Source organism: Eleftheria terrae (assembly GCF_030419005.1).
Lineage (GTDB): Bacteria > Pseudomonadota > Gammaproteobacteria > Burkholderiales > Burkholderiaceae_C > Caldimonas > Caldimonas terrae.
Map to the genome: position 1 here is coordinate 106,381 of NZ_CP106951.1, position 8,917 is coordinate 115,297.

An 8,917-nucleotide genomic window follows, 5' to 3' on the forward strand; every position below is an offset into this window, starting at 1 on the left:
TCGTAGGGACCCCACATCCGGGCGCCAACCGTCTGAAAGCAGGGGAACGGCCTTCCTGCGGCCGCAGAGCGCGGCGAGGAGAGGACGGGCATCGCTGGACGTGGCGCCGGACCGGTGGGCACAGGTGGGCAGGTGGTTCGCGGCAGTGCGTGGTGGCAGTCCTTGGCGGCATCTGTGCGGGATCTGACGCTCAGGGCGCGTCCTGCTGGCCAAAGGCGGGGAGGGCGCGGGGCGCCGGCTTCCCGCTTCGTACAATGGTGAACTGTCTCCGGGTGCACCGGCCCCGGTTTCCCGAAGTGCGACTCCGCGCCTGGAAGCGCTCAGAGTCGTTGTGCACGCCCCCGCTCTTGTCGTACCGTCACCCACCCTATGTCCGGCGCCTTGTCCTTGCATCCCTCGAAGTCCAGCCCGTGGAGGCTCAGCGTCGCCCCGATGATGGATTGGACTTCGTGCCCAGCGTTTATGCGGTGTGGCGCTGCTGCTGTAGCAATCGCGTAGCGTCCTCGCGCTGTTCGTCGATGTGCTTTGCCAGGTCCGAGACGTGGGCCGCCCACTTCGTCCCCAGCTTGAACACAGGGATCGGGAAGGTCTTCGCATAGATCTTGTTCTCGGCGGTGCGCTCGGTGATGCCCAGCAGATCGGCTACCTGCTTGAGGCTCATCACAGGGTTGCCGTCGTTCGTCATCAGCAATGCCAGTTCGGTTTTCATAGCGGTACGTCTTCGTCGTCCCAAATGGTGTCGGTGCTCTCGCCGAAGTCGCCGCGATGGCGGTGCTGCGGCGGTTCTTCATCAGGTGGCGCATTCCCCTGGTCAGGTTGACAGGGGTGGCCGGTCATGAATGTATGTTTGCGGCTGCTAACATGAGCGCCGCCAATAAACAGGGAGGTTTCATGGCTGACTTTTCGAAGTTCTACGAGTACTTCCGCGAGAACATGGCCGCGCTCGGGCTGCCGGCTCCGCAGGAGCTCTACGGCAATCTGACGCTGGCGCTTGGCAGCGTGACGGCTCTGGAGCTGTTCATCGAGAAATACGGGACCAAGGTGACCGTGCGCGAGCTGCTGGGCGCTGGCCTGCGAGCGGAGAAGCTGGCGACCGTTGGAGCGATGCAGGCGGCCGGCTACCTCGGCGCGGTGATCGGCAGCATTGCGGTGGCCACTGGCCGCTGCCTCGGCAACGGGGTCACAATCGGCGAGGTGTTGTTCTCCGCAACGAAGCACGGCATCAACAGCCCTTGGCTCGCGGCGCACTTGGCTCGGTACCCGGCCATTTACGACGCCCGGGTGCCGGCTCGGCAGCTCTACCGATACCAGGCGATGGCATGAAAGATTCACTGCTGCTCCTTGCAACGGGCCTGGCTGGCGCCGTGATGGCGTGGGCCTTCTTCCACTACCTGGGCGTGTACGCCGCGCTGGTGCTGCAGGTGGTCGTGTTTGCTGTCCTGATCATGGACAACCGAGACATGCGGCGGAAGCTGCGCGAGCACAACATCCCGCACCGGTGGGACGGCAAGACCCACCCGCCCAGGGAGCAGCAGGCCGGCCGATGAGCTGATGAGGTGCCAGGGGATTCGGTCGTCCTCCACCTCTCCGGCCGCCCAGGGCCGGGCGGACTCCCTGGCACGTGCGCGCCGGCTCATGGTGTTCCCCTCATGGCGTGCTCGGTCCGCCGGATGGCGTTGCCGATGGCTTCGGTGATCTGGGGGAGGACGGCGTCGCCGTAGGCGGCAATGCAGCTGCGAGCCAGCCGGGGGGGTACCCCATAAGCCACTCGCAGATGCCCAGCAGGGCCGCCGTTGAACCTAATTCGTCGCGGGCCGGTCGCTCGTTCGAGGGCAGCGCAGTGCCGAGCAACTTCCTCGTCCGATGCGCTGCTTCCCCGCTGATCTTCGTGGGGGTCAAGAGCAGGTGCACCTGCTCGTTCAAGGGCCTGGAGTTGCGTGCCAGGGTCGCGTCGCTCGCCTTCCCAGAGCGCCAATCCCTCTTGGTCGGGGTGGCAAGCATGGCCCGCATCTGCGTGACCAAGTTCTGCTTGGGCTTCCCGTTCCCTCTGCGGACGCCGAGGCTTCCCTTCGTCCCGTCCGATTTGATCGGCGTGCACAGCAACGAACCAGACCCGTTGGCGGAGATGCGGTGCTCCGGCATGGACAGCACCCACCATGAGTGGCCAGCAGGCGTAGCCTTCCGCCGCCAGTGCATCGAGCACCCAGTCAGCGCCTCGAGTTCGGATACCAGGGACATTCTCAGCAGCGACCCAACGAGGACGGACCTCTCCGACGATTCGGACGAAGTCTCGGAAGAGGCCGGTGCGCTCGCCATCGATGCCGCGGCCCTTGTGGTTGGCGGTGCTGGCGTCCTGGCACGGGGGGCTTCCGCAGATGACGTCGGGCAGATACCCAAGGTCTCCAAGAAGTCGAGCTGCTGTGACGGTTCGAACATCGTCGTACATCCTGACGCCCGGGTTGTTGTGGGCGAAAGCGCCGCGCCGCGCCGGGTCGATCTCGCAGGCGGCCACTGTGGTGAAGCCGGCCCGGTGCAGCCCGAGGGACCAACCCCCGGCCGCCCCGCAGAAGAGATCGAGCACCTTCATGTACGCTGCTCCTCTTCTTGGCCCTGCGCCTCCGGTGCGGCAGGTGCTGCGGCGCTGGCGCCGTGTGCCCGCTCGATGGCAGCCTTGAGGGCCTTCGGATCGGTGCCCTTGGCCGGCGTCACGATCACGTAGCCGCCTTCGATCCATGCGCCCTTGATTGGCGTCGGTTCGGCCGGCACTTGCGCCGCGGGAGTGTGGGGGCGGTCTGCTGGGCCAGGAGCGATAGACAGCAGGTAGCGCAGCCCGATCAGGACATCGTGGGCGCTCATTCGGTGATCCGCCACCGCCGCCTCCATGCTCTTGCACGTCTGCTTCCACTCCTTCTGCCACCGCTCCCACGTGGGAAGCCCAGGGGTCCCATAGAAGCGGGCAGCGGCCACCGGCTCCATCTGCTGCGGGCCGGCCGCGAGGGTGCGGATAGTAGAGGCGGCAGCCCTGGACCTGCGCCGCGTTTCTGTTGCCATTGCCCCGTGGAGCCTGTCGGCCCATAGGTCTAGCTCATCCGCCAGCCGCAGCGCCTCTTTGATTTGGTCTTGGTTCACGGCTGCTCCTTCAGGGCGGCGTCGATGGCCTCGTCGAGCGTTTCGTGTCGCAGCCACGACGTAGGCATGCCGAACCGCGGATCGTTATCGCGCAGGTAGGAGTAGCGGATGGCGTACTGGCGCACCAGGTCCAGCGACAGCGCGCGGTTGCATCCGCAGCAGTCAGCGCCGCAAGCGGGAGAAGCGCACAACGCCGGGGCCGGAGTCGCCGTCTCCAGCTGCTGCACGCGCTCCCGCAGCGCCGCGGCCTCACGGTGGGCCTGCTCGTTCTCGTGCTCCAGGCGGGCGATCTCATCGGCCGCCGCGCGCATGGCCAGGACGGACGGGGCGCCCATCAGCCGTTCCTTGATGTTCATGGTGTTCTCCGTGCGGAGGCCGGCGCTGGCCGGCCCGTTGGGTCAGCTGCCGTGCGTCTCGGCGAAGATGTCTGTGGCGTCCTTGGGCGCCGGCTCCATCTCTTCGCCGTCGTCCTCGTCGTCGTCGCCGCCGCGGTACCAGTCGCTGTCGCGGCTGCCGTCGATCAGCTCGGGTGCGGCCTTGGGCGGGGTGAGGGTGATCCGCACCTCATCGCCGATGAGCGTCGCCAGGTCGCCGATGGTCGGGCCCGACAGCTTCGACGCCTGGGCGCGGAAGTGCACCTCCACCGTGCCGCCCTCCAGCAGGTGGAGGCGGAACTGGTTGACGGAGCAGCCATCAAGCTCGATGTTCGAGTCGCCGCCGAGGCCGCGGTCGACGGTCAGCGCATAGCCGACGTACTCGTTGGACAGCTTCAGCGGCTGGTCGATCAGGCTGCAACGCAGCAGCGGCTTGTGCGAGATCGGCGCGACGCATTCCAAGGTGGTCTGCGTGTCCGGCTGCCGCGGCTCGGGCGCCGTGTAGAACATGTCCAGCAGCGCGCCGTGAAACTCCGACAGCACGGTGTTGGGCGCCACCCACTTGAAGGCGATGTCAGCCGCGGGCACATGCTCGTCGCCGTGCATCTCGCTGCGGACGTTCACGTTCTTCACGTGCACGGCGGTCATGGATTCGAGAGAGAACTGGGCCATGGTGGTCCTTGGTGGTGGGCGGGGGTTACTTAGACAGCTCGGCTTCGCGGGCCTTGAAGACCTTCACCAGGTCGTCGAACTGGTCGGGGGGGAGGGAGTCGCGGGCCTCGTCCAGGGCCAGGCCGGCGGTTTCGACGCTGGTGGCCTTGCTGATTGCGTCAGCGGCTTGGGCGTAGGTGACGGCCGGCGCGGCTGGCGGCAGCGTGGGGGCCGGTGCCTGCTCATCGTCCTCCGCCACGAACCGGAAGTCGCCGTCGATCACAGCGCTGTTCTGCTGGCTCACGCCAGCGTCGGCCAGTTCGTCGAGGCCTACAGCACGCTGGATTTCGATGGACACCGGCAGATACTTGAACAGCCGACGGATGGCGGTCTTCTTGGCCATCTCGTCGAAGTGCTTCATCCAAGGGTTGTCCTGCTTCTTGTACTGGACAGCGGTCCTGTATCCCTGGCTTTCGTTGCGCACGCGCTCGATGTCATGGCGCGTCATCACTTCAAACTGCACGCCACCGTCCTTCAGCTTGGCCACAGCGTAGACGTGCGTGAACTCGCCGCGCTCACCCTCGGCGGGAACATGCTCGATGGTCTCGTTGATGCCGAAGCGGTAGCTGAACGTGTCGTTCGCGTACACCGAGCGGGCGGTGAGGCTGACAATCTGCCCGCTGCGCCGGGCGAGGTCGATCATCCCGCGGTAGCCGATGATCAGCTGACACTCCGTGCCGACTACCTGCCATTGGTCGCCGACCTTCTTGCGCTTGTCGAACGGCAGTAGGTAGGCATGTCCGAGCGAGTTGCCGGGCTCCAAGCCGAGTTGGGCGCACTGGATGACTGCGCCGAGGAAGGACATCGGATCGCACTCGCCGAGCTTCGGCACCTTGCGCATTTCCGTGGTCGCAATGCGGGCCATCCGCTCCGCCGTCATGTGGCGGGGGAGGGCGGCCTTGATCTGGCTCTGCACGCCTGGGCTGGCGAGCAGGTGGGCGAGGTCCTTCGGCTTCTCCGCCACGGCGGTCTTGCCAGTGGCGGCGGCTTTCAGGGCGGTGGTCGACATGCAGGTCTCTCCTGTGGTGGTGGAATGGGTCAGCGGAGCCGGAACACGCGGCTCTCGGTGGTCTTGATGAACTGCTCGAAGAGGTCGGGGTGGGCGGCCTGGAATGCGCGCTGGTCGAAGCGGCGGGCCGTCTGCGTCTTCCAGGTAATGACGTCGCGCCCGTTGACGGTGAGGCGTGCCGCGCCGCCCATGGCGCGCTGCAGCGCTTCCTTGCAGCCGTCGATGCGGGCCTTCAGCTGGCCGGCCTCCGCCTCCAGCGCGCGCAGTTCGTTCAGCGCGACGAGAGCGGCGGTGTCCGCCTCGATGGCGCTGCCGGCGTCACGCGGGAAGAGGCGCTCGATGTCGCTGGCGTCAGTGGCGGGAGGCGGCACCATTGCCTCGACGTGCTCGCGCCAGAAGGCGACCTCGCGGGCCCGCAGCGCTGCGATGGTCTCGTCGTCGCGTTCGACCCGGTAAACCCGGAAGTCATCGCCGCCGATGAGCACGCCGAAGACGCAGGAGGCGCGGCCGGTGATCATCAGGCCGTGCATTGCCTGGGCGGTGTAGTGCACGGGGATCGCGTCGGTGCCGATCTCGCCCCACTCGGCCGCCTTGAACGGGCTGACGGTCTTGATCTCGATGTTCACGGGGCCGTCGTCTTCGAAGGCCTCCGCATCGATCTCGCACGCCAGAAACGGGTACTCGCGGTCCACGTAGCGGTTATTGCGGCCCACGATGCGCAGCCGCTTTTCCTCGGCCAGCAGGTCGCACACATAGGGCTCCATCCGCTTGCCGCGGTTCAGCACCCGCATGCGATCCGGGTCGGCGTTCTCCGGCATGGCCGGCATCACCTTGTCCTGCCACAGCTGCAGGGGCGTCTTCCAGGGGCTCAGGCCCAGCACGGCAGCCGCGTCGCTGCCGCCCAGGAACTTGGTTCGATCGTTGGTTTGCATGTCACTTCTCCAGGCGGTGCTTGGTGTCGGCGATGAAGATGAGGTAGCCCAGGACGGTGGAGGCCGGCGCAAACAGGAACTCGCGCTCCCGCATGTCGGCCTCGGCCCAGCGCAGGCGAAGCCGAAGCCACGCGCGCGCCAGGCACCGCATCAGGCGCTCCAGGTGAAAAAGAGGGCCACCAGCGGCGCGGCTACGATCAGCAGCACCACCACGATCAGGGCCGCGGCGAGCGCAGAGACGGTGCGGAGCACGCGGTCCTCGATGGTCTCGGCGTCCGCGCCTTCGAAGGGGTCGGGGCTCACAGCTCGATTCCCTTCGCCTTGGCGATCAGGCGCTGATAGGGGCGGGTGGCCACGTCGATGGCTTCCTCGCCCATCTCGCAGGCCCGCAGGAAGCTGGTGAAGTGCTGGAGCATGTCTTCCAGGCCTTGCAGCATCTCAGGGGCGGCGGCGATCAGGCGGGCGTTGTCTGCGTCGGGCCCATTGCCTTCCGTCGGGTAGTAACGCTCGCAGTCGCCGAAATCCATAATGACCCGGCCATTCGCACCCTTCAGCATCGGCATCTGCGTGCCCTGCTGCTCGACCCAGTGCCACGGTCCCGGAGTGTGTTTCGTGGTGCTCATCAGACTTCCCTCGCGGAGAGGTAGAACTCGTAATCGACGTCGTGGTCATCGCTGGGCCGCTCGACCGCGATCTCGCCGCAGCCGCGGCACCGCCAGCACACCTGGCCCTCGTGCCGGCCTTCACCCGAGCCGCCGCAGGTCGGGCAGTACTCGGTGTCGGTGCTCATTGCAGGGCGCGGGCGATGTCGCCAGCGTTCTCGATCGCGTAGCGGTCAGCCATGGCCATGCGCAGCGCCAAGACCGTGGGGCACGGAGACTCGCGCAGCACGGTGAGCAGCAGCGCGGCGATCTCGTGGTGATCGAGGACGTCCAGCACGATCTCCGGGAACGCCTGCTGATAGATCCACCCCGTCGACTCCGACACCCGGGGCAGCTTTAGCCGGCCATCGCTGGCGGCGGCCAGGAGGAACAGGGCTTTCAGCCGCAGCTTCTCGGGCGCAGTGGCGTCCACGGCATGCGACACGACGGGGAAGTTCAGAACGGCAGCCATCACAGGCTCCTTTCGATGCTGAGGTGCACGACGTGCGTGCTGCGCTTGTTGGGGCGGGCGCCGTAGCTGATGCGCACCCGGGTGTCACCGCCGAAGGCAACGCTGGGCAGCACGATGGGCCGCAGGGCCTGGCCGGTCTCTTGTCGGTAGCCGGTGGCCACAGCCGCGGTGAGGTCCAGGCGCACCCAGTCGCCGCGGTACAAGTTCCAGCTGTAGCCGCCGTACACGGTGGGCCGGCGGTAGCTGTTGCGGTACACGCCCGCCGTCCAGCCGTCGTGCAGGACGTACACGCCCGGGTTGACGTTGTTCAGGTCGCGGGCCGGGTAGTGCTGGCTGCCCAGGTGCAGGCCGATGGTGGTGTCAGCCTGGGCGGCGCCGGCCAGCAGGGCGAAGAGGAGGGCGGCTGCTCGCATCTCAGTACCCCAGCACGTCGCGCAGCTCTTGCAGCGAGCGCACGGAGTCGAGAACCACGGCCACCCGGCCATCGGGATGGGCCTCGGTGGAGCGCACCACCACAGCACCTGCTGCGGCGTCGAATTCGGCCCGCGGCTGCGGCGTGCCGTCGTCGTGGCTGTTGGCGAACCGGATCAGCCGGTCGGCGGTGATGCTGTCCATCTGTCTCTCCACGCGGTGTGTTGCGATGGAGAAACTTTATGCGGATGCGCCTAGCAAAGCAAGGCGTATGCGCCTAACAGAGGCCGCCGGAGATAGACACTTTGGGAATATCGTTAAGGCTTATATGCCTAGACTTTGAATATTCGGCGGAAGAACGCCGCCACGGCCCGGGCTGCGCTCCGAACGTCGTCCGGATACCGCCACGCCCCGAGGGTCACTCCCCACACCAGCGCCAGAACAAGATAGCCCAGGAATTTGGCTGTCCGCTGAGGGACCTCCATGGCGTCGAGTAGCCAGAAGAAGGACAACGCAGCGAGGAACCCTGCGAACCCAACGCCAGCGGCGAGGAGGAATCGCTTATCGCGCTCGGTGATCTTTAGTCCCATGGTGAGGTCCTCTACCTGTTGCCTGGCTTGCGCGCCTTTGGCCCGGGCGCTGGAGCGTCTGGACCAAGCTTCAAGGCGCGGGGTGCCGGCTTGATGGGATCCAGAGCCCCCCAATCGGAGCGGGTCCAGTCTGGGGAGGGGGGCGGACCAGGGAGGTGTGCAGCCGCCTTGTCTGGGGAGACATACCCGGTCACCCCGAAGCGCTCGCGCAGGATCTTGTCCACGTGTTGCCGTGACTGCTCAGCCTGAGCCATGACCGCCTGCAGCACCTCGCGTTGGGTCGCCTCCGGGATATCGCGGAAGGCAAGGATCAAATCCCGTTCGGTAGAGGTCAGGCGCACCTCAGGGACCCGACTCGCGCCGAGGTTGGGTTGTAGTAGATCGATCACCGGGATACCGGTAACTTGGCTAATGCGCTCCACCATGCCAATGGTCGGATCGAGTTGGCCTCTGATGATGCGATTCACGGTCGTTTGTGTCAGGCCGTGTTCGTTTGCCCAGGCGTTCACCGACTTCTGCGCCTTGTCGATCAGGGCTCGAAGGTTCTGGCCGATGACGGTCGGCTGTGGCGAATTCTGGGCGTCGTTAGGCATGTCCGCCCAATGATGCCGCAGCCCGGGCTCGCTTCTATGCGGATGCGCCTTGACG

At 66.5% G+C, this 8,917-nt stretch carries 18 protein-coding genes; 2 read left to right on the forward strand and 16 right to left on the reverse strand.

The window, feature by feature from the left end; translation table 11 throughout:
• Positions 1–460: 460 nt before the first annotated feature.
• Positions 461–709, reverse strand: coding sequence for a pyocin activator PrtN family protein (locus N7L95_RS00825; protein ID WP_301257926.1), 249 nt, complete (start codon positions 707–709; stop codon positions 461–463).
• A gap of 152 nt (positions 710–861) precedes the next feature.
• Here N7L95_RS00825 and N7L95_RS00830 point away from each other — a divergent pair, with 152 nt between their 5' ends.
• Together N7L95_RS00830 and N7L95_RS00835 are read left to right on the forward strand one after the other, a co-directional pair.
• The gene (locus N7L95_RS00830; RefSeq protein ID WP_301257927.1) at positions 862–1,323 is read left to right on the forward strand and encodes a hypothetical protein; all 462 of its coding nucleotides are present in this window, start codon (positions 862–864) and stop codon (positions 1,321–1,323) included.
• Positions 1,320–1,547, forward strand: coding sequence for a hypothetical protein (locus N7L95_RS00835; protein ID WP_301257928.1), 228 nt, complete (start codon positions 1,320–1,322; stop codon positions 1,545–1,547). The genes N7L95_RS00830 and N7L95_RS00835 overlap by 4 nt, the downstream gene beginning before the upstream one ends.
• An 86-nt stretch (positions 1,548–1,633) precedes the next feature.
• Here N7L95_RS00835 and N7L95_RS00840 read toward each other — a convergent pair whose 3' ends face one another.
• The 15 genes from N7L95_RS00840 to N7L95_RS00910 form a co-directional block, all read right to left on the reverse strand.
• A complete protein-coding gene (locus N7L95_RS00840; protein WP_301257929.1) occupies positions 1,634–2,587 on the reverse strand; it encodes a DNA cytosine methyltransferase in 954 nt (317 codons plus the stop codon).
• On the reverse strand, positions 2,584–3,129 hold the full coding sequence (locus N7L95_RS00845) for a hypothetical protein (protein ID WP_301257930.1): 546 nt from the start codon (positions 3,127–3,129) through the stop codon (positions 2,584–2,586). The genes N7L95_RS00840 and N7L95_RS00845 overlap by 4 nt, the downstream gene beginning before the upstream one ends.
• Positions 3,126–3,485 (reverse strand): hypothetical protein, encoded by a 360-nt coding sequence (locus tag N7L95_RS00850; RefSeq protein ID WP_301257931.1) that lies wholly within the window; start codon positions 3,483–3,485, stop codon positions 3,126–3,128. Before N7L95_RS00850 ends, N7L95_RS00845 begins: the two co-directional genes overlap by 4 nt.
• Positions 3,486–3,527: 42 nt before the next feature.
• Positions 3,528–4,175 (reverse strand): hypothetical protein, encoded by a 648-nt coding sequence (locus N7L95_RS00855; protein ID WP_301257932.1) that lies wholly within the window; start codon positions 4,173–4,175, stop codon positions 3,528–3,530.
• Between the two features lie 25 nt (positions 4,176–4,200).
• Positions 4,201–5,223, reverse strand: coding sequence for a recombination protein RecT (recT, locus tag N7L95_RS00860; protein WP_301257933.1), 1,023 nt, complete (start codon positions 5,221–5,223; stop codon positions 4,201–4,203).
• A 29-nt stretch (positions 5,224–5,252) separates the two neighbouring features.
• Positions 5,253–6,155, reverse strand: coding sequence for a YqaJ viral recombinase family nuclease (locus N7L95_RS00865; RefSeq protein ID WP_301257934.1), 903 nt, complete (start codon positions 6,153–6,155; stop codon positions 5,253–5,255).
• Between the two features lies 1 nt (position 6,156).
• Positions 6,157–6,306, reverse strand: a complete 150-nt coding sequence (locus N7L95_RS00870) for a hypothetical protein (protein WP_301257935.1) — start codon at positions 6,304–6,306, stop codon at positions 6,157–6,159.
• A complete protein-coding gene (locus tag N7L95_RS00875) occupies positions 6,306–6,458 on the reverse strand; it encodes a hypothetical protein (RefSeq protein WP_301257936.1) in 153 nt (50 codons plus the stop codon). Before N7L95_RS00875 ends, N7L95_RS00870 begins: the two co-directional genes overlap by 1 nt.
• A complete protein-coding gene (locus N7L95_RS00880; RefSeq protein ID WP_301257937.1) occupies positions 6,455–6,778 on the reverse strand; it encodes an XkdD/Y8K6 family phage-associated protein in 324 nt (107 codons plus the stop codon). Before N7L95_RS00880 ends, N7L95_RS00875 begins: the two co-directional genes overlap by 4 nt.
• Positions 6,778–6,945, reverse strand: a complete 168-nt coding sequence (locus N7L95_RS00885; RefSeq protein WP_301257938.1) for a hypothetical protein — start codon at positions 6,943–6,945, stop codon at positions 6,778–6,780. Before N7L95_RS00885 ends, N7L95_RS00880 begins: the two co-directional genes overlap by 1 nt.
• The gene (locus tag N7L95_RS00890) at positions 6,942–7,268 is read right to left on the reverse strand and encodes a hypothetical protein (RefSeq protein WP_301257939.1); all 327 of its coding nucleotides are present in this window, start codon (positions 7,266–7,268) and stop codon (positions 6,942–6,944) included. The genes N7L95_RS00885 and N7L95_RS00890 overlap by 4 nt, the downstream gene beginning before the upstream one ends.
• Positions 7,268–7,681 (reverse strand): hypothetical protein, encoded by a 414-nt coding sequence (locus tag N7L95_RS00895; protein ID WP_301257940.1) that lies wholly within the window; start codon positions 7,679–7,681, stop codon positions 7,268–7,270. Before N7L95_RS00895 ends, N7L95_RS00890 begins: the two co-directional genes overlap by 1 nt.
• Position 7,682: 1 nt before the next feature.
• Positions 7,683–7,883 (reverse strand): hypothetical protein, encoded by a 201-nt coding sequence (locus tag N7L95_RS00900; RefSeq protein WP_301257941.1) that lies wholly within the window; start codon positions 7,881–7,883, stop codon positions 7,683–7,685.
• A 128-nt stretch (positions 7,884–8,011) separates the two neighbouring features.
• Positions 8,012–8,269: a hypothetical protein gene (locus tag N7L95_RS00905; RefSeq protein WP_301257942.1), complete on the reverse strand. Its 258-nt coding sequence runs from the start codon at positions 8,267–8,269 to the stop codon at positions 8,012–8,014.
• Positions 8,270–8,280: 11 nt separating this feature from the next.
• Positions 8,281–8,862, reverse strand: a complete 582-nt coding sequence (locus tag N7L95_RS00910) for a helix-turn-helix domain-containing protein (RefSeq protein WP_301257943.1) — start codon at positions 8,860–8,862, stop codon at positions 8,281–8,283.
• Positions 8,863–8,917 lie beyond the last annotated feature (55 nt).

Bases quoted from the DNA above. Each gene is read 5' to 3' on its own strand.
- N7L95_RS00825 (WP_301257926.1), bottom strand. From the start codon at position 709: ATGAAAACCGAACTGGCATTGCTGATGACGAACGACGGCAACCCTGTG.
- N7L95_RS00830 (WP_301257927.1), top strand. From the start codon at position 862: ATGAGCGCCGCCAATAAACAGGGAGGTTTCATGGCTGACTTTTCGAAG.
- N7L95_RS00835 (WP_301257928.1), top strand. From the start codon at position 1,320: ATGAAAGATTCACTGCTGCTCCTTGCAACGGGCCTGGCTGGCGCCGTG.
- N7L95_RS00840 (WP_301257929.1), bottom strand. From the start codon at position 2,587: ATGAAGGTGCTCGATCTCTTCTGCGGGGCGGCCGGGGGTTGGTCCCTC.
- N7L95_RS00850 (WP_301257931.1), bottom strand. From the start codon at position 3,485: ATGAACATCAAGGAACGGCTGATGGGCGCCCCGTCCGTCCTGGCCATG.
- N7L95_RS00855 (WP_301257932.1), bottom strand. From the start codon at position 4,175: ATGGCCCAGTTCTCTCTCGAATCCATGACCGCCGTGCACGTGAAGAAC.
- recT (WP_301257933.1), bottom strand. From the start codon at position 5,223: ATGTCGACCACCGCCCTGAAAGCCGCCGCCACTGGCAAGACCGCCGTG.
- N7L95_RS00865 (WP_301257934.1), bottom strand. From the start codon at position 6,155: ATGCAAACCAACGATCGAACCAAGTTCCTGGGCGGCAGCGACGCGGCT.
- N7L95_RS00870 (WP_301257935.1), bottom strand. From the start codon at position 6,306: ATGCGGTGCCTGGCGCGCGCGTGGCTTCGGCTTCGCCTGCGCTGGGCC.
- N7L95_RS00880 (WP_301257937.1), bottom strand. From the start codon at position 6,778: ATGAGCACCACGAAACACACTCCGGGACCGTGGCACTGGGTCGAGCAG.
- N7L95_RS00885 (WP_301257938.1), bottom strand. From the start codon at position 6,945: ATGAGCACCGACACCGAGTACTGCCCGACCTGCGGCGGCTCGGGTGAA.
- N7L95_RS00890 (WP_301257939.1), bottom strand. From the start codon at position 7,268: ATGGCTGCCGTTCTGAACTTCCCCGTCGTGTCGCATGCCGTGGACGCC.
- N7L95_RS00895 (WP_301257940.1), bottom strand. From the start codon at position 7,681: ATGCGAGCAGCCGCCCTCCTCTTCGCCCTGCTGGCCGGCGCCGCCCAG.
- N7L95_RS00900 (WP_301257941.1), bottom strand. From the start codon at position 7,883: ATGGACAGCATCACCGCCGACCGGCTGATCCGGTTCGCCAACAGCCAC.
- N7L95_RS00905 (WP_301257942.1), bottom strand. From the start codon at position 8,269: ATGGGACTAAAGATCACCGAGCGCGATAAGCGATTCCTCCTCGCCGCT.
- N7L95_RS00910 (WP_301257943.1), bottom strand. From the start codon at position 8,862: ATGCCTAACGACGCCCAGAATTCGCCACAGCCGACCGTCATCGGCCAG.